Annotated in this window: 19 protein-coding genes; 11 read left to right on the plus strand and 8 right to left on the minus strand. The window is 39.1% G+C overall.

What is annotated here, in order from left to right; translation table 11 throughout:
• Window positions 1-9 precede the first annotated feature (9 nt).
• From N745_RS0103685 to N745_RS0103705, 5 genes are all read left to right on the plus strand, one after another.
• The gene (locus N745_RS0103685; protein ID WP_051453367.1) at window positions 10-732 is read left to right on the plus strand and encodes an RNA polymerase sigma factor FliA; all 723 of its coding nucleotides are present in this window, start codon (window positions 10-12) and stop codon (window positions 730-732) included.
• Between the two features lie 35 nt (window positions 733-767).
• On the plus strand, window positions 768-1,181 hold the full coding sequence (locus tag N745_RS0103690; protein ID WP_456152164.1) for a chemotaxis response regulator CheY: 414 nt from the start codon (window positions 768-770) through the stop codon (window positions 1,179-1,181).
• A gap of 82 nt (window positions 1,182-1,263) precedes the next feature.
• On the plus strand, window positions 1,264-1,917 hold the full coding sequence (locus tag N745_RS0103695; protein WP_024850790.1) for a protein phosphatase CheZ: 654 nt from the start codon (window positions 1,264-1,266) through the stop codon (window positions 1,915-1,917).
• Between the two features lie 93 nt (window positions 1,918-2,010).
• Window positions 2,011-3,993: a chemotaxis protein CheA gene (locus N745_RS0103700; RefSeq protein ID WP_024850791.1), complete on the plus strand. Its 1,983-nt coding sequence runs from the start codon at window positions 2,011-2,013 to the stop codon at window positions 3,991-3,993.
• Between the two features lie 12 nt (window positions 3,994-4,005).
• The gene (locus tag N745_RS0103705) at window positions 4,006-4,506 is read left to right on the plus strand and encodes a chemotaxis protein CheW (RefSeq protein ID WP_096761356.1); all 501 of its coding nucleotides are present in this window, start codon (window positions 4,006-4,008) and stop codon (window positions 4,504-4,506) included.
• On the opposite strand, the gene N745_RS0103710 is transcribed toward N745_RS0103705, so the two are convergent.
• From N745_RS0103710 to fliK, 5 genes are all read right to left on the minus strand, one after another.
• The gene (locus N745_RS0103710) at window positions 4,496-4,777 is read right to left on the minus strand and encodes an EscU/YscU/HrcU family type III secretion system export apparatus switch protein (RefSeq protein WP_245595656.1); all 282 of its coding nucleotides are present in this window, start codon (window positions 4,775-4,777) and stop codon (window positions 4,496-4,498) included. The genes N745_RS0103705 and N745_RS0103710 overlap by 11 nt on opposite strands.
• A 91-nt stretch (window positions 4,778-4,868) precedes the next feature.
• Window positions 4,869-5,147: an STAS domain-containing protein gene (locus tag N745_RS0103715; RefSeq protein ID WP_024850794.1), complete on the minus strand. Its 279-nt coding sequence runs from the start codon at window positions 5,145-5,147 to the stop codon at window positions 4,869-4,871.
• A gap of 30 nt (window positions 5,148-5,177) precedes the next feature.
• The gene (locus tag N745_RS0103720) at window positions 5,178-5,537 is read right to left on the minus strand and encodes a response regulator (RefSeq protein ID WP_024850795.1); all 360 of its coding nucleotides are present in this window, start codon (window positions 5,535-5,537) and stop codon (window positions 5,178-5,180) included.
• A 45-nt stretch (window positions 5,538-5,582) separates the two neighbouring features.
• Complete coding sequence (locus N745_RS0103725) at window positions 5,583-6,119, minus strand: chemotaxis protein CheW (RefSeq protein ID WP_024850796.1); 537 nt, start codon at window positions 6,117-6,119, stop codon at window positions 5,583-5,585.
• A 165-nt stretch (window positions 6,120-6,284) separates the two neighbouring features.
• Window positions 6,285-7,352 carry a flagellar hook-length control protein FliK gene (fliK, locus tag N745_RS0103730; protein WP_024850797.1) on the minus strand — a complete coding sequence of 356 codons (1,068 nt, stop codon included), beginning with the start codon at window positions 7,350-7,352 and terminating at the stop codon, window positions 6,285-6,287.
• A gap of 139 nt (window positions 7,353-7,491) precedes the next feature.
• Between fliK and N745_RS0103735 the strand changes: the two genes are divergently transcribed.
• The 3 genes from N745_RS0103735 (at window position 7,492) to N745_RS0103745 (ending at window position 10,798) form a co-directional block, all read left to right on the plus strand.
• The gene (locus N745_RS0103735) at window positions 7,492-8,322 is read left to right on the plus strand and encodes a CheR family methyltransferase (RefSeq protein ID WP_024850798.1); all 831 of its coding nucleotides are present in this window, start codon (window positions 7,492-7,494) and stop codon (window positions 8,320-8,322) included.
• 49 nt (window positions 8,323-8,371) lie between these two features.
• Entirely contained in the window at window positions 8,372-9,499 is a 1,128-nt protein-coding gene (locus N745_RS0103740) for a protein-glutamate methylesterase/protein-glutamine glutaminase (RefSeq protein WP_024850799.1), read from the plus strand.
• A 72-nt stretch (window positions 9,500-9,571) separates the two neighbouring features.
• Window positions 9,572-10,798: a methyl-accepting chemotaxis protein gene (locus N745_RS0103745; RefSeq protein WP_024850800.1), complete on the plus strand. Its 1,227-nt coding sequence runs from the start codon at window positions 9,572-9,574 to the stop codon at window positions 10,796-10,798.
• Between the two features lie 73 nt (window positions 10,799-10,871).
• Here the strand turns inward: N745_RS0103745 and N745_RS0103750 are convergent, their stop codons facing one another.
• Entirely contained in the window at window positions 10,872-11,159 is a 288-nt protein-coding gene (locus N745_RS0103750; RefSeq protein WP_245595657.1) for a hypothetical protein, read from the minus strand.
• 75 nt (window positions 11,160-11,234) lie between these two features.
• Here N745_RS0103750 and N745_RS0103755 point away from each other — a divergent pair, with 75 nt between their 5' ends.
• On the plus strand, window positions 11,235-11,549 hold the full coding sequence (locus tag N745_RS0103755; RefSeq protein ID WP_024850802.1) for an NGG1p interacting factor 3 protein, NIF3: 315 nt from the start codon (window positions 11,235-11,237) through the stop codon (window positions 11,547-11,549).
• A 189-nt stretch (window positions 11,550-11,738) separates the two neighbouring features.
• Here N745_RS0103755 and N745_RS0103760 read toward each other — a convergent pair whose 3' ends face one another.
• Together N745_RS0103760 and trxB are read right to left on the minus strand one after the other, a co-directional pair.
• Entirely contained in the window at window positions 11,739-12,452 is a 714-nt protein-coding gene (locus N745_RS0103760; RefSeq protein WP_024850803.1) for an FKBP-type peptidyl-prolyl cis-trans isomerase, read from the minus strand.
• 110 nt (window positions 12,453-12,562) lie between these two features.
• Complete coding sequence (trxB, locus tag N745_RS0103765) at window positions 12,563-13,525, minus strand: thioredoxin-disulfide reductase (protein WP_024850804.1); 963 nt, start codon at window positions 13,523-13,525, stop codon at window positions 12,563-12,565.
• A 318-nt stretch (window positions 13,526-13,843) separates the two neighbouring features.
• On the opposite strand from trxB, the gene N745_RS0103770 reads away from it, so the two are divergent.
• Complete coding sequence (locus tag N745_RS0103770) at window positions 13,844-16,270, plus strand: DNA translocase FtsK (protein ID WP_024850805.1); 2,427 nt, start codon at window positions 13,844-13,846, stop codon at window positions 16,268-16,270.
• Between the two features lie 88 nt (window positions 16,271-16,358).
• On the plus strand, window positions 16,359-17,009 hold the full coding sequence (gene lolA / locus N745_RS0103775; RefSeq protein WP_024850806.1) for an outer membrane lipoprotein chaperone LolA: 651 nt from the start codon (window positions 16,359-16,361) through the stop codon (window positions 17,007-17,009).

Here is a 17,009-nt window from a genome sequence, read left to right on the forward strand (position 1 = left end):
GGGTAATTCATGACGGGTACTCAAATTTATGCAAATATTCAAAAGCAATTGGGTCAACCTATTGATATTGAAGAATTTTTGCCGCTTGTCAATCGAATTGCTTATCACTTGAAAGGGCGTTTGCCAGATAGTGTCATGGTTGATGATCTTATTCAATCTGGTGTTATTGGGTTGATTGAAGCATCACAGAAATTTGATGCCAGCCAAGGTGCTAGTTTCGAAACCTATGCCGGTATTCGAATTCGTGGTGCTATGTTAGATGAAATTCGTAGAGGTGATTGGACGCCAAGGTCTGTTTATCGAAAATCTAGAGAAGTATCTGACGCTATTTCGAAAATTGAAGCGAGAGAGGGGCGAGAAGCAAAAGACCCAGAAGTCGCTAAAGAAATGCAGGTAAGTTTGGACGAATACTATCATATTCTCCAAGATACAAATTCGGTACAATTGCTTTCCATTGACCAACCTGACCACGATGAGTTGTCAGAAGACAGAATGGTTGGACAAATGAAATCTCAGTTATTAGAGATTTCTGAAGATGGGTTCCACAAGGAATTATCACGGGAAATTGATAATTTGCCTGAAAAAGAGAAGCTTGTGATGGCTCTTTACTATGATGAAGAGCTTAACTTAAAAGAAATTGGTGAAGTATTAGAAGTCAGTGAATCTCGTGTAAGCCAGATTCATAGCCAAGCAATAAAAAGATTAAAAGCTAGGCTAAAAGATTGGATTTAAAATTGAAAGGTCAGTGTTAACTGAAGGAATAAACAATGCAAATTGATAGAAATATGAATATATTGGTTGTGGACGATTTTTCTACCATGAGAAGAATTGTAAAGAACTTATTGAAAGAATTAGGTTTTAGTAAGTTTGATGAAGCAGATGATGGCGCGACTGCCTGGCCGATGATTCAAAGTGGTAAATACGATTTTATTGTTAGTGACTGGAATATGCCTCAGATGACAGGAATCGATCTTTTGAGACATGTTAGAGCAGATGCGGCACTAAAAGATACGCCATTTTTGTTGATTACTGCAGAAGCAAAAAGAAGTCAGATATTGGAAGCTGCTGAAGCAGGTGTTGATGGTTATATTGTTAAACCATTTACCGCGGCAACATTAAATGCCAAAATTCAAAAGATTTTTGAAAGAGTTGAAGAACGTAAAAAAGCCAATGCCGGTTAAATTCACTTCGATAAAATCTATAGAAAAAGCCTTATATAATGTTAATTATATAGGGCTTTTTTTTTAACAAAGAGGGGAGAAAATGGAGAGCATAAGTGTTGAACAAGTAGAGTCTTTGTTAAAGTCGATAAAAGACAAAAATTATCAAGAAGCTGCTTCAATTATTGATGAATTGGTAAAAGTTAAAAATGAGAGCTTGGTAAAAGAAGTTCAAGAGTTATCAACCAGTTTACACAAATCACTGGAAAGCTTTGGAAATGATGCTGTTATATTGAAACATACCAAACATGATCTTCCTGATGCCTCTGAGAGGCTTAAATATGTTATCGATGCTACAGAAGAGGCTAGCAACAAAACTCTGGCAGCGGCTGAATCGGTATTGGAAAAAATCGAAGCCATAGAGTCTAAAACAACAGATAAGTCAATTTTGGATACGCTTTCCGCTGTTCAGTCGCAAATGACGGATATTATGGTTGCACAATCATTCCAAGACTTAACAGGTCAAGTTCTGAATCGTATTGTTGATTTGGTGACCAGTCTAGAAAAAAGTTTAAATGAATTAATTGTGAAAGCTGGTGTTGATTTGGATCTAATCACAAATCTGGAAGTTTCAGGCGATAAGAAACATTCAGATGAAATGAAAGGAATTGGTCCAAATGTGACTAAGGCAAGTAAAAAGGATGCTGTTTCTTCACAGGATGATGTGGATGATTTGCTTGGAGATCTAGGGATATAACTTGAGTGGCATACTCGTTGCTTTAAATTTCCTATATTTAAACTATTGGAAAATAGTCACTTTGTTGACAGGCATCTAGACGAGGACTGAATTGTGGATGAAGAAATTTTACAGGATTTTTTAGTTGAAGCGTCTGAGCTGGTAGAACAGCTCGATGAACAATTAACAGATCTAGCCAATTCACCGACGGATTCTGATTTATTAAACGCAATTTTCAGAGGTTTCCACACAATTAAAGGCGGCGCAGGGTTTCTGGGCGTAACTGCCTTGATTGAAGTGTGTCATAGAGCTGAAAATGTTTTTGATAAAATTAGAAATGATGAGATAGCTTATGACCATGTTGCAAGTGATATCATCATGCGTGCCTTTGATGTTATTACAGACTATATAGAGCAGTTAAAGGATGGTGCAAGAGAGCTTGAAGATGCAGATCAAGGATTACTTGATGAGTTAGATGGTTTGTGGCGCGGACAGGCTGTCTCTTCAGGTGACGCATCGCAAGAGGAAGATGTTGCCACTCATGAGGCTGAAGTTGCCTCTGCACAACCAGAGGTTAAGCTTCAATTAGATGAAGGGCTTGATCCTGATGGTGAAATTAGTGATGATGAATTTGAAGCGTTACTGAATCAACGAGACGCACTCTCCGAAGGTGGGGCTGGCGGTACTGAGTCTGCGCCAGTTAAACTTGAGCTGGATGAAGGACTTGACCCTGATGGTGATATTACTGACGATGAGTTTGAAGCTTTATTGAACCAAAGGGATATGTTGAGTTCAGAGCCAGTTCAATCTTCACAACCACCTGAACCACCAAAAGTAGAAACACCTCCTCCTGCGCCAAAACCTACCGCAAAACCTGCTTCTAAGACAGCAGAAGAAGGTAAATCTGATGATAAGCAACATTCTAAGGCTGCTGCAGAGTCAACAGTAAGGGTCGATACACGTCGTTTAGATGAGATTATGAATTTAGTCGGTGAGTTGGTATTGGTTCGTAACCGCTTGCTGACTTTGAAGTCGCTTGAGGACTCTCAGGAAGAGCTATCCAATGCTGTTGGAAACCTTGATCATGTCACTACGGATCTACAAAATTCAGTTATGAAAACACGGATGCAACCCGTGAAAAAAGTCTTTGGACGTTTTCCTCGTGTCGTAAGAGATTTAGCGAGAAAACTGGGCAAAGAGATTGAGCTAGAGTTGCAGGGTGAAGAAACAGATTTAGATAAAAACTTGGTTGAAGCATTGGCTGATCCTTTAGTTCATTTAGTAAGAAACTCTGTTGATCATGGTGTTGAAATGCCTGATGTTCGTGAGCAAGCGAATAAACCGAGAAAAGGCACAGTAATTTTAGCTGCGGAACAGGAAGGTGATCATATTCTTCTCTCTATTACCGATGATGGTAAAGGGATGGATCCAGATGTCTTGAGAAGAAAAGCTGTTGAAAAGGGCATGATGGATGAGGTTAGTGCCAATCAGCTAGATGATAAGTCAGCGTTTGAATTGATTATGTCTGCTGGTTTTTCGACAGCAGAAGTAATTAGTGATATTTCCGGACGTGGTGTTGGTATGGATGTGGTTAAAAACATGATTACCAAACTGAACGGCAGTATTGATATCCACTCTGTTCTTGGCAAGGGAACTCAGATTAATATTCGAGTGCCTTTAACCTTGGCTATTTTACCAACGTTAATGGTTGCCTTTGAAGAAGATAGTTATGCGATTCCTTTGACTAGCGTACAAGAAATTTTCGATTTTGACTCAAGTCAAACTAACAAGATAGATGGACAAATGATGGTTCGTTTGCGTGAGAAGAGTATTCCTCTATTCTTCTTATCAGAGTGGTTGGCACCAGACAGTCAAAAAGAAGGTTTTGATGGAGACAAGGTTATTATTGTTTCTATTGGCAATCAAAGGGCAGGTTTTGTTGTTGATCAGGTTAATGGTCAAGAAGAAGTGGTTATCAAACCTTTGGGGGTTATGATGAAGCATATTGAAGGATATGCTGGCGCTACCATTACAGGTAATGGGAATATTGCTCTAATTCTGGATTTACCAGGTGTAATTCAACGTTTTCAATGTTAAGGAAGGATGCACATGGCTTTAGTTGCAGCAGGTCAAAATAAAGACGTCGATTTAGCTCTTATGAATGAAGAGGATCAGGAAAAGTATTCTGGTCCCAGTATTCGATGCGTTTTATTTGAATTAGACTCGGAAGTTTACGGTATCAATGTTAAGAAAATTCGTGAAGTATTGCGAGTAGGTTCTATCCGAAAAGTTGAAGGGTCAGGCTATAACGTGCTTGGCATTATTAATGTCCGCGGTGTTATTGTAACAGTTGTAGATACTCGACTTTCTTACGGGATTTCGCCTAAGCCTATCGATGATCTATCAAGAATCATTATTGTTGAAATGGATGAAGAAAATATTGTGGGAATGTTAGTAGATTGCGTTCTAGAAGTTAAAGATATTCCTGAAAAACAATTTGAACCTATGTCATCAACGAAAGAAGGTGCTTCACGTTATCTTCAAGGAATAGCGCATTTTAATGGAAATGTGATTATTCTTGTTGATGTTGACAGTATGTTTAAGGCTTAAGGTCAAACTGTTTCCCAGAAAGTTGATAGGCAAAAATCAACACTTGAACGACAGCTTCATAGAGGGATTCAGGAATTTCGCTATCGAGTTCTACTTGTGATAGCAAAGAGACTAAGTTGTGATCTGAAGTAATTGGAATGTCATGTTCCTTGGCAATTTTAATAATCTCATCAGCAATATATCCGTAGCCTTTCGCAGAAACTTTAGGTGCACTTGAGCCATCATATTCTAGCGATATCGCAACGGATTTATCTAATGTAATCTTTTCCAAAAAATACTCACTATCTGAAAGCGATTAAGCGTGATTAATTGGCTTTTACGAGATTGAATCTACCAATAAATAGTATAAAGTTTAGGTTTTTTTAAGAGAGCATAAGCTTTTCGGTTAAGCCTAATTTTGTTGCGCTTGTGGTTAATTGTTCTGACGGAGTAATCCACTGAATGGTTTTATTTTGAGATTGTGCCTGCTTTATGAGAGCCAATAACAACTGCAATCCTGAAGTGTCTATCGCTTCTATACTGGATGCTTCCAAGTTTAAAGTGTCGGCATCAGCTTGAAAGGCCATTCTTAAGTCCCCTAGATGACCTTCTATTTGATGAATCGTCAAGCTTTCAGGGAGAGTAATGCTGGTTTCACTCATGACGTTCTACTCCGGGGTTGAGATTAGGGGTTACAGTACGCGAGAAATGACAGATAGCAATTTTTCAGGGCTGAAAGGTTTAACAATCCACCCTGTTGCACCGGCTTCTTTACCCTTTTGCTTCATATCACCTGATGACTCTGTTGTTAAACATAAAACAGGTGTGAATTTGTAATTTGGCATGCCTCTTAACGCCTGAATTAACTCAATACCATTCATATTTGGCATATTGATGTCAGTAACGACTAAATCAAACTGTTCACGTTTTGCAATATCAAGTGCAATGGCGCCGTCTTCAGCTTCAGTAACGTCGTGGCCAGCAGATTTTAAAGACATACTTACCATTTGACGCATTGATTTAGAATCATCTACTGCGAGAATTTTAGACATTTTTTTCCTCTCAAAAAAAATTAAATTTTAAAATGAATTATAACGTTATTCTTCTATACGCAAGCTTTTTTTAATGGCACTTAAGATGCCTTGAGTGATCAATTGATCGACATTCAAGACGATAACCATTTTTTCAGAAACGGTAGCCAGTCCTTTTACGTAATCAGAGTGAATAGAGCCATTTATATCAGGAGCACTTTGAATAGTATTATTATCTAATGTGTGCACATCTGAAACACCATCAACCACAATGCCGATGATTTTTTGTGTTCCAGTATTTTCGTCGTTGGATCTCAAAATAATGACAACTGTACTGTCATCATAAGTGATATTTGGTAGGCCGAAACGAACTCGCAGGTCTATAACTGGAACAACAGCACCGCGAAGGTTAATGACACCCTTAACATAATCTGGTGAGTTTGGAATACTCGTGGTTTTTTCCCAGTCTTTAATTTCTTGAACACGAAGAATATCAACGCCATATTCTTCTCCGCCCAGAACGAAGCTTAAGATTTGTTCATCAACGCCATCTGTAGGCTCATATTGGTTCGGACTGTTTTCAGTTTCTACTTCTGCATTCATAAAACACCATTAGTACCCGAAATCGTTTCGTATGCGTAAAAGTTAACCGATTTGAGTCAAAAGGTCTAGCCCATTTTGATGATAATTGATGTGAGGATTAGTAAATTTTAAGAGATGAAAAAATATGTTGTTGTTTTAACGTTAAAAAGCCAGTGGTTTTATTGATTAAACTTTAATGTCAATCAACGCAATTTTTGTAGCTATTGGGTTGGGTTCGGGTTTCTGCTGGTTAATTAGAATATGCTTTACCTTTAACCCATTCTGGTTGAGCTGATGTCTGAATGTTTCTATTTGTGTTTCAAGCTCTGATTTTAAAATGGGTTTTTCAGCCCAGAATTGAAATCCAAATTCTTCATTTTGTAACGTACATTTGCTAATTAGCGTACCCATGTCTTCGATTTCAAGCGAAATGATAGTCTCCCAAATAGCATCACTTTTAGTGGTTGTTTTTCGAATATCCAGTTGAAATTCGATTAATGAATGGTCTGGAGATGTGGGTATTTGAACGTGCCATGAGTTCGGGTTTTCGATTGCTTGAATCTGTTGATGAGTGATTTTATTTAAGAGCTGTTGTAGCGTTTTGGCAAGTGTTTTAAGCTCGGGTGACTGCGTTGATTCACTTTGTACCAGATTAAGGAGTTTTAAAAGGTTTGCTTTAAAGTCGTTTCGAGGTGGCTGTTTATTTTTGGCAATGGCGCTTTCTAAAAATAATCCACTGGATAAAAGGGCTGCTTGAAATTCTTCAGGTTTGACTCGTCCGCTAAGTTTAAAAAGACCGTCAAAGAGTTTGAATAAATACCCTTGAATTGCGGTGGGAAAGTTGCTCGTTTGTGTAAGCTGAACCAGTTGTGCCATGCCGTGTGATATTGACGTTTGGTTGGGCAGTATCTGTGTGAGAAGTTGTTGCATAAGTTTTTCTGGCGCTATAGAGCTTGGAGTATTGGTAGTTGATATAGCTTGTGGATTGGAAAAAGTTAAAACCACACTAGGTTTGATTTGTGTCACCTTTACTTGTAATTGTTGGCCTTCAGTCAATGTTTGTTGTGGCAGTTTTGCTGTTATGGTTTGTCCTGCTATATTGAGGAGTGCTTGGCCATTACTTATTTTAACGACCGTTGCAGCCAATTTTTGCCCTAGAACAATTTGTAGCCCCCCCTTATCTGAAGAGCTGGCTTTTCCAAGAGAAGAGAGTGTCTCATTTGTTTGAGGGGGAGTTGGTGGTGATAAAGCCATAAATTAGTTCTCAAACGAGTGAATTTAATTAAATTGAAGTTTATTATCTTTTATATAATCTAACCATAGATAAAGCCTTGGTCAAAACAAAATTCTAAACTGCTATTAGAGTATATTTAGATCAAAAAGAAGGTGTAAGATGAGTTCAGAAAGAGAATTTCACTATACAGATAATGATTTTTTGCGTGTAAAAAAACTGGTTTATGATTTTGCTGGTATTGATTTAAATGAATCGAAAAAGAATTTAGTTTATAACCGACTAGCTAAGCGTATCCGTTTTCTTGAGCAAGATTCTTTTGATGAATACTTAACTTATGTCGAGGCACAAGGTGAGTCTGAATTCATTCATCTTATTAATGCAATCACTACCAATCTGACCTTCTTCTTCAGAGAAAATCACCATTTTGAGTTTCTGGCAGAAACGGTTGTTCCCGAGTTGCTACAAAAAAACCAGTCGAGTAAAAAAATTCGTATTTGGTCTGCTGGTTGTTCTACGGGTGAAGAACCTTATTCTTTAGCGATTGTATTGAAGGAAGCCGTTCCAAAAGATTGGGATGCCAAAGTTATTGCTACTGATTTAGATACTAATGTTGTCAACACAGCTCAGAAAGGTGTTTATAAAATCGACAGATTGAAAGGGGTGTCTGAAGAGCGTAAAAAAAATTGGTTTCTGAAAGGAAAAGGCAGTAATAGTGGGTATGTCAAGGTTAAACCAGAAGTTCAATCTATTATTGAGTTTGGCCAAATTAATCTGATGAATGACTGGCCAATTAAAGATCAAATAGATGTTATCTTTTGTCGAAATGTTGTGATTTATTTTGATAAAGAAACTCAGTCACGCTTGTTTGATCGTTATGCGGACTTGTTGAGTGAAAAAAGATATCTATTTGTTGGTCACTCAGAGTCACTATATAAAGTCTGTGACCGCTTTGAGTTGCTGGGCAAGACCATTTATCAGAAAAAATATTGAGTTATATGACAGCACTCATACAAAAGAAAAAATTAGATAGGGTGGCAGTATGTCAAAAGTAAAGGTACTCGTTGTTGATGATTCGTCGTTGGTAAGACAAATGTTGTCGGATATGTTGAGTTCAGACCCTTTTATTGAAGTGGTAGGAACTGCATCTGATCCTTATGATGCCAGAGATAAAGTAAAGTCACTTCGCCCAGACGTTCTGACCTTGGATATAGAAATGCCACGTATGGATGGCGTGACTTTCTTAAAAAACTTGATGCGTTTACACCCTTTACCAGTTGTGATGGTTTCAACTTTGACGGAGAAGGGTGCTGACATCACTTTTGAAGCGCTTGATTTAGGCGCTGTTGATTTTGTTACCAAACCTAAAATTGATTTAGAACATACCTTCGAAGCCTATTCATTAGAAATTCGTCGCAAGGTTAAAATTGCTGCCAAAGTTGAAAAAGAGCAACTTGCAAGGCAGTATGAGCGTTACGTAAAAAACTTAGAGTCCAAGCCTAAATATCAACCAAATCGAGTTCAAACACCATCTTCTGTACCAGAGAAGTTAAGTGTGGATGCTATCTTACCGTCAAAGCCTGCGCCAAAAAGTTTTGGAAAAACACAACAAGTCATTGCACTAGGAGCGTCAACTGGTGGGACTGAAGCGATTAAAGAAGTTTTGATGCGCCTTCCTGAAAATACGCCTCCAATAGTGATTTCACAGCATATTCCAGCTGCGTTTAGTTTGCCATTCGCTAATCGTATGGATTCTATTTCGGCAATGAGAGTTGTTCAGGCGGAAGATGGACAAGAAATTCTGCCAGGCTGGGTTTATATTGCCCCAGGTGATAGGCATCTCTTAGTTGAAAAGCTAGGTGGGAAATATGTTTGCCGCTTAAATGATGGTCCACCTGTAAACCGTCATAAACCCTCTGTGGATGTCATGTTTCGTAGCGTATTGCAAACAGTAGGTACTAATGCTATCGGTGTTATCTTGACGGGTATGGGGGCTGATGGTGCTCAGGGGTTGAAAGAATTACGTGAAATTGGGGTACACACAATAGCACAAGATGAAAAAACCAGCGTTGTTTGGGGAATGCCTGGAGAAGCCACTAAAATTGGTGCCGCAGAAGAAGTGTTATCTTTAGATAAAATATCGGAAAAAATTCTTAGTTGGGCGAAGTAAAGTCTTAATCGGTTACTTGGCACGATGTCTGCTCTCAAAAATACATTGTTATTGTCGAAATAAGGTCTCAATATGTTACGTGTACTACAGCGTTTTTGGATTGCATGGTTGCTTACTATAATAGGTGTGGGCTTGTCTTTTACTGTCATACCTTATATCGGTGTTATCTTCCTTTTTATTGTTTCTATTACTTGGACGCTTTTAGCGGCAAATACTGCCGATAAAACTGAGAATGTATTGCTTGAAAAAGTAAGTAAGCCTATCGCTAAAGAAGCGGCTAAAGGCGGCGATATTGATATGATCGAAACGACGCTTGCAACGATTTTGGATGATATTGATTCAGTTATGGGGCAGGAAGTTGAAGTAGTTAGAGGTGAGCTAACGCAAGTTAAAACTCTAGTTGCTGAAGCAATAGAAACTTTAAATGATAGTTTCATGGGGTTGCACGAACAAACCCAGGCAGAATACCAGCTGGTATTATCACTTTTAGATAACTTGGGTGGTGGTTCGGAAGGCATGAGTATCCAAAAGTTCTCTGAAGAGATCAAAATACTTTTAGCCTCTCTCATCGAACTTTTAACTGTTTCGAGTCAACGTAGTAATGAAACTGTCAACAAAATCGATAACATGGTTGAACAAATTGAATCAATCTTTATATTGTTGGAAGATGTAAAAGGTATTGCTGATCAAACTAACCTGCTTGCACTGAATGCGGCAATCGAAGCGGCAAGAGCTGGCGAAGCAGGTAGAGGGTTTGCCGTTGTGGCAGATGAAGTTAGAAAGCTCTCTCTAAACTCTAATCAATTGAATGAACAAATTCGTAAGCAAGCAGAAAAAGCGAAGCAAACTGTTGATCACGTACGTAAGCTGGTAAGTGATACAGCAGCTAAAGATATTCAAGAAGCCAATACTTCTCGAGATCTGGTTACCAACTTGTTGACTGATCTTGAGTCTATGAATACGGGGATTTCTACAAAACTGGGTGATGTATCAGGCTTGATTTCTGAAATTGAAGTTTCGGTATCTAATGCGATGCGTTCACTTCAGTTTGAAGATATTGTGAGACAGCTGGTTGAGCAAATTACGCATCATTTAGATAATTTGCAATCTTTCTCGCAAGAGATTAATAAGCATGTGCATGAAGACTGTGAAACACCATCACTTTCGTTTGAAGAGTATAAAGATAAAATGGCAGATTTCCGTGCGACTATCCATTCTCAGCGAGAGTCAATTGAAAGTCAGCGTATGAAACGCGTTACGTCGGCCTCTATGGATGAAGGTGAAGTTGACCTTTTCTAAAATAAGCTGAGAGATAATGCCTAATAAAAAAGCCCTTGACGGGCTTTTTTATTAGGCATTTTATTATTTTATTTTACATGCCACCCATTTGAGAATTCCAAAGGGTACCAAAAATTAAGCTAAAGAATAAGCCTGTAGCAAATACGATATACCAGTATTTTTTGTAGGTAGTAGCTTTGACTGCGACTTCTGAGTTTTTGTCTTCATTAGCAGAAGGATCTTTAAAAAATACGACCATAAAACCAATTGCGGCAATAAAGCCAGCAATATTGGCGAAATAATGTATTTTAGTAACCATTGAAAGAATACCCAGTGTAAGAATGACGGCATAGGTAATTAAAATTAATTTCATGGATTGCATATCAGTTGTCCTAACGCTTTTTTTTAAGAAGATTTATTGTATCCGCTATTGGTTGTTAAGGGGAGGGTAAGCAGATTGTTAAAGTTAGTTTTTTATGTTCCCGAATCTCATTTAGAGCATGTTAAAACGGCATTATTTTCCGTTGGAGCAGGAAAAATAGGACATTATGATAGTTGTTGTTGGCAAGTGCAAGGTCAAGGGCAATTTCGTCCCTTAGAAGGGAGTCAGCCATTTTTGGGTAAACAAGATGAGGTTGAGACTGTTAGTGAATATAAGGTTGAGATGGTTCTAAAGGAAAGCTTGGTGAAAGTGGTTCAGACAGCATTGTTAGAGGCTCATCCCTACGAAACGCCTGCCTATGATTTTTACGAAATTTTGGATGTAAATTGATAAATAATAAGGCTATTTATTAGTCTTATCTATAGGTATAAAAGAATATTATATTAGGAAGGGGTAAAGTATTGGCTTATGATGTGCGCCAGTTGAAACTTCAACTAATCCTCCCACTTGGTATTTAAGATAATACTGACCCCAGAATTTTCTGGGGTTTTTTTATTTCAGAGAAGTCAATTTCGTTGATTAATGAGTAGGCTTATCTTTACTGTATGTAATCAGTTCAATTGTGAAGACTAATGTTTGGTTAGGTCCGATCACTTTCCCTGCGCCTTTTGATCCATAACCAAGTGAAGGTGGAACAAAAATTTTCCACTTAGAACCAGGTTTCATCATTTTTAGAGCTTCAGACCAACCTGCAATGACATTACTCATTTGAATTTCAATAGGCGTTCCTCTTTGGTAAGAGCTATCAAAGACTTTACCATCAATGGACGTCCCTTCATAGTTGGCAGTGATGTAATCTTTTTCAGAAGGAGGCGTGCCTTTACCTTTTTTTAGAACAATATACTGAAGGCCACTTTTAGTTACTTTTACACCAGGTTTGGTTTTATTTTTTTCTAAGAAAGCTTGTCCTGCTTTGGCGTTTTGCTCACCTAGCATTTTGTGTGCTTCCATTTGTTTTTTCATCAAGTCTTTTTTAACTTTTTCGACAGCGGTTTCCATGTCTTTTTCAGTTAGACGGATTTTTTGTTTATTCATTACATCAGTCAAACCCAACATTAAAGCTTTGGAATCAATTTCTAATCCTTGTTTTTCAAAGCTTTTTGCCAAGTCAATTCCCAGTGCATAGCTTGCTTTTTGATTTGCAGTTTTAAGATCTACATTAGCATCAGCGGCAAAAACGGCTGGCGCAAGCAAAGATGTGGTGAGTATTGAAATTAAGGCGGTATGTTTCATATCAATCCTTGGATGTGTTAGATAATAAAATCTACCAGGCTGGGCCAGGTAGATTTAAGTGAAATTTGACTATACAAGAAGATGCATTCTTATTCAAACCCTTTTAAAAATTAGGATTTTTTTGACTCAAGAAGATCTAAATATTTTTCAGCATCAAGCGCAGCCATGCAACCAGCACCAGCTGAAGTGATTGCTTGCTTATAGACTTGATCCATGACATCGCCAGCAGCAAAGACACCTTCAACAGACGTTTGTGTCGCATTGCCTTGGATGCCACTTTGTACTTTAATGTAACCATGATCCATCAGCATTTGGCCTTCAAAAATACCGGTGTTTGGTGTGTGACCAATGGCGATAAAAACGCCTGAAACATCAAGGTCTTTGGTTTCACCTGTCTGGGTGCTTTTCAGTCTTACGCCTGTTACCCCCATGTTGTCACCAAGTACTTCATCAACTTCGCTGTGGAATTCAATGTTGATGTTGCCGTTTTCAGCTTTATCCATCAGTTGTTGCGCTAGAATTTTTTCAGAAGAAAAGTAATCACGACGATGAACAATGGTCACTTCAGCAGCGATATTTGATAAATAAAGTGCTTCCTCCACTGCGGTGTTACCACCACCAATAACAGCAACCTTTTGGTTGCGGTAGAAGAATCCATCACAAGTCGCACAAGCAGAAACGCCTTTTCCTTTGAAAGCTTCTTCTGAAGGTAGGCCAAGATATTTTGCTGATGCACCCGTTGCAATAATTAGAGCGTCACAAGTATATTCACCAGCATCGCCTGTCAATTTAAAAGGGCGGTTTTTTAAGTCGGCTGTGTGAATGTGGTCGAAAATGATTTCAGTCCCAAAACGCTCGGCGTGTTTTTGCATGCGTACCATCAAGTCCGGTCCGGTCAATCCTTCAACATCACCTGGCCAGTTATCAACTTCTGTAGTTGTCGTTAGTTGTCCGCCTTGTTGCATACCTGTAATCATCACAGGCTCAAGGTTTGCGCGCGCCGCGTAAACCGCAGCGGTGTAACCAGCTGGTCCTGAGCCGAGAATAAGTAGTTTACAATGTCTTGCAGCCATTAATTGGTTCCTCTATTTTTTGATGCTAAACTAGCTAGAATTTTAGGCAAAATACCCCGTCGAGCCTTTGTGAAGTTTAATGCTTACCACTAGGCTGGTCATTTTTGCTAGGTGTAGCGGGTATCAATCCGAGAATTAAATTCTGTGCTTTTGTGCTAAAATTCTAGCAGCTTTTGTAACGGCAAGTTAAGGAATTATGATTCTCTCAAGAGTATTTCCATAAAACCTTTTTTAACATATAACTTCGCCTTGAGATGTCGAATAACTTCGTTTTCTCATGGGTGTTCAAACAAAAATTAAGTGATTTAAAGCGAAACCATGCCGGATTATTCTCGATCTCAAGCTTCAAAAAAAAATGACGAGCAAGTCGAAGTGTCAAAGCAACCTATTCATTGGATATTAAAAGATGCCATTGTGCTTGCGTGCATTGGCCTGTCGTTTTTCTTATTTTTGGTTTTGTTTAGTTACCATGGCTCTGACCCAGGGTTTGAAACTGCATCAGCTTCTCAAGATATTCAAAACTATGGTGGTAGAACAGGTGCATGGATTGCATCGCTATTGCTATATTTATTCGGCTTGGTCGGGTTTTTGATTCCCTTCGGTATCTTTATGGCCGGCATGGTTACCTTAAAAATTCGTGCGCAAGGGGAAACGGATTACCTACATTTTGGTTTGAGCTTAGCCGGACTGATCTTATTAATTATTTCTGGCTCAGCGTTATCAACCTTGTTTCTTTCTCCTGACTTAGGGGCGCTGAAGTTACCTTATTCCGGCGGCGGTGTTTTGGGATATGAAGTCAGTAATACATTGGTAAATGCCATTGATTTATTGGGTACCACGCTTTTACTACTGATTGTTTTTGCCGTTGGCATCAGTTTGTTTACCCAGCTGTCTTGGATGTCAATTTTAGATAAAACAGGCCAGTTGACTTGGTTTGTCATCAATAAAGCAAAACCACACTTGCAAGCCTTGTGGGAAAATACAAAAAATAAAACGGATCGTGATGACCAAGAAAGAAGAGCTTATCCGGTAATCGCCTCTAAAGAGGAAGACGAACAAAAGACACGAAGTCCTATCGTTGAAAAGCTTGCGGAAAAGGTCAAGTCAAAGACTCTATCAGTCTTGGAAAGAAAAGATGAAAAGCTTTCTAATGCGGCTGATCATGAAATATCTATCGACGGCAGTTCTAATAGTGATGTTTCTGTAAAAGTAGGGCGTAAAGTTTCTTCAAATATTACTGTTCCTGTACATCAAACGGGGGACTTGCCAAGCGTTGAACTACTTGATCCAATTCCTGATAGTTCAGATGAAGGTTTCTCGGCAGATGAGCTAACATCACTGTCATTGTTGCTAGAAAAACGCTTAGAAGAGTTTGGTGTATCTATTAAGGTAGAAGCAGTTCAACCTGGTCCTGTCGTCACGCGTTTTGAAGTTTTACCAGCAGCAGGGGTGAAGGTCAGTCAAATTTCTAACTTAGCGAAAGATTTGGCTCGTGTTCTATCGGTTAAGTCAGTTCGTGTTGTCGATATTATTCCCGGTAAGGCGGTAGTAGGGATCGAAATTCCAAATGAAGAACGTGAAGTCGTGAGCTTCCGCGAAGTGATTTCTTCAGAAGAATTCCAAAACTCAAAATCCCCTTTAACGGTTGCTTTGGGGAAAGATATTTCCGGTAAACCCGTTGTTGCAGATATTGGCAAAATGCCACATCTTCTTGTTGCTGGGACTACGGGTTCCGGTAAGTCGGTTGGGGTGAATAGTATGATTCTGAGTTTGCTTTATAAAAGCACGCCAGAAGAAGTTCGCCTTATTATGGTTGACCCAAAAATGCTGGAGTTGTCCATTTATGAAGATATTCCGCATTTACTAACGCCAGTGGTAACGGATATGTCTGATGCGGCTAACGCCTTGCGTTGGAGTGTGTTTGAAATGGATCGTCGTTATCAATTAATGGCGAAGCTCGGTGTGCGAAATATTGCTGGTTTTAATGCCAAAGTGAAGGGCGCTATTGATAGGGGCGAACCGTTGGTTGATCCAATGTATGAGCAAGTTGCCAACTTTGGGCATGAGCTTGGTGAGCAACCGCCAACACTGGAACCTTTACCTTATATCGTCGTCGTTGTGGATGAGTTTGCCGATATGATTATGGTGGTTGGTAAAGAGGTTGAACAGTTGATTGCGCGCATCGCGCAAAAAGCGCGTGCCGCCGGTATTCATTTGATTCTGGCAACGCAAAGACCTTCTGTTAACGTAATTACCGGTCTGATTAAAGCGAATATCCCTACGCGAATTTCCTTTATGGTTAATACCAAAATAGATTCCAGAACCATTCTAGATCAAGGGGGAGCTGAACAGCTTCTTGGTATGGGGGATATGCTCTTTATGCCGCCTGGTAGCGGTAATCCGCGTCGTGTGCATGGTGCTTTCATGACGGATGAAGAAGTGCATCGAGTTGCCGAGTTTGTGAAATCTCAAGGTGAACCTCAGTATTTAGAAAGCGTTACTCAAGCTAATGTTGCTGAAAATGGTGGTGGTTTAGAACAAGATGCAGAGCAAGACTTGCTCTACGATCAAGTGGTTGCATTTGTTACCGACAATCAACGAGTTTCTGTTTCTTTAGTACAGCGTCATTTTAAAATTGGTTATAACCGTGCAGCGCGGATTGTTGAAGCAATGGAATCTTCTGGTGTGGTTTCAACAATGAAGTCAAACGGAAATCGTGATGTATTAGCTCCTAAGTCGACCTAGTCAACTTGCACAAACTAAAATTTACACATTTAACTTAATATATTAACTAACAGCGGGCACCCAGCCTGGCAGATTTTGAAGATAACATATGAAAAAACAATTATTAACTTGGATAGGTCTATTGGTTTTAGTAATGGCTAGCTGGCAGGCCCAAGCAGAAGTGCCTAAATCAAAAATAGAGACGTTACATCACTTCTTAGAAAATCTGCATACTTTTAAAGCCAACTTTGTTCAAACACAGCCTGACGAAGAGTTGTTTCAATTAAACAAGTCCACTGGGTATGTTGTCTTATCCCGTCCAGGTAAACTGATTTGGGTTTACAAAAAACCAGATCGCCAAGAAATTATTACCGACAGCTTAAACCTTTGGGTTTATGAGCCAGATATTGATCAAGTCACCGTTCGTCCATTAACCTCAGTACAAACTGATTTTCCATTGCGTTGGTTGTTGTATAACGACAGAATTGAAAGTAACTTCAATATCCAGCCTGAAAGCATTAGAGGCGGTGTGAGTTGGTATAATCTAACGCCGAAAGATTCCACCTTTTTCCAAAGCTTAGAAGTCGCGATTAAAGGCGATCAATTGCAGCAAATCTGGATGTATCAAAGCATGGATAATGTGACTAAAGTGAAGTTTACCGATATTCAGCAGAATCCAACGATTGCCAGTAACCAGTTTGATTTTAAGCCGCCGGAAGGGGTTGATGTTGTTGGGCAGCAGGTACAAAACGTTAAATAA

The sequence above is a fragment of the Hydrogenovibrio kuenenii DSM 12350 genome (assembly GCF_000526715.1).
Classification (GTDB): domain Bacteria; phylum Pseudomonadota; class Gammaproteobacteria; order Thiomicrospirales; family Thiomicrospiraceae; genus Hydrogenovibrio; species Hydrogenovibrio kuenenii.

What these genes read in the sequence shown, in the direction of transcription:
- N745_RS0103685 (WP_051453367.1), top strand. Translation starts at nt 10, where the DNA reads ATGACGGGTACTCAAATTTATGCAAATATTCAAAAGCAATTGGGTCAA.
- N745_RS0103690 (WP_456152164.1), top strand. Translation starts at nt 768, where the DNA reads ATGCAAATTGATAGAAATATGAATATATTGGTTGTGGACGATTTTTCT.
- N745_RS0103695 (WP_024850790.1), top strand. Translation starts at nt 1,264, where the DNA reads ATGGAGAGCATAAGTGTTGAACAAGTAGAGTCTTTGTTAAAGTCGATA.
- N745_RS0103705 (WP_096761356.1), top strand. Translation starts at nt 4,006, where the DNA reads ATGGCTTTAGTTGCAGCAGGTCAAAATAAAGACGTCGATTTAGCTCTT.
- N745_RS0103715 (WP_024850794.1), bottom strand. Translation starts at nt 5,147, where the DNA reads ATGAGTGAAACCAGCATTACTCTCCCTGAAAGCTTGACGATTCATCAA.
- N745_RS0103720 (WP_024850795.1), bottom strand. Translation starts at nt 5,537, where the DNA reads ATGTCTAAAATTCTCGCAGTAGATGATTCTAAATCAATGCGTCAAATG.
- N745_RS0103725 (WP_024850796.1), bottom strand. Translation starts at nt 6,119, where the DNA reads ATGAATGCAGAAGTAGAAACTGAAAACAGTCCGAACCAATATGAGCCT.
- fliK (WP_024850797.1), bottom strand. Translation starts at nt 7,352, where the DNA reads ATGGCTTTATCACCACCAACTCCCCCTCAAACAAATGAGACACTCTCT.
- N745_RS0103735 (WP_024850798.1), top strand. Translation starts at nt 7,492, where the DNA reads ATGAGTTCAGAAAGAGAATTTCACTATACAGATAATGATTTTTTGCGT.
- N745_RS0103740 (WP_024850799.1), top strand. Translation starts at nt 8,372, where the DNA reads ATGTCAAAAGTAAAGGTACTCGTTGTTGATGATTCGTCGTTGGTAAGA.
- N745_RS0103745 (WP_024850800.1), top strand. Translation starts at nt 9,572, where the DNA reads ATGTTACGTGTACTACAGCGTTTTTGGATTGCATGGTTGCTTACTATA.
- N745_RS0103750 (WP_245595657.1), bottom strand. Translation starts at nt 11,159, where the DNA reads ATGCAATCCATGAAATTAATTTTAATTACCTATGCCGTCATTCTTACA.
- N745_RS0103760 (WP_024850803.1), bottom strand. Translation starts at nt 12,452, where the DNA reads ATGAAACATACCGCCTTAATTTCAATACTCACCACATCTTTGCTTGCG.
- trxB (WP_024850804.1), bottom strand. Translation starts at nt 13,525, where the DNA reads ATGGCTGCAAGACATTGTAAACTACTTATTCTCGGCTCAGGACCAGCT.
- N745_RS0103770 (WP_024850805.1), top strand. Translation starts at nt 13,844, where the DNA reads ATGCCGGATTATTCTCGATCTCAAGCTTCAAAAAAAAATGACGAGCAA.
- lolA (WP_024850806.1), top strand. Translation starts at nt 16,359, where the DNA reads ATGAAAAAACAATTATTAACTTGGATAGGTCTATTGGTTTTAGTAATG.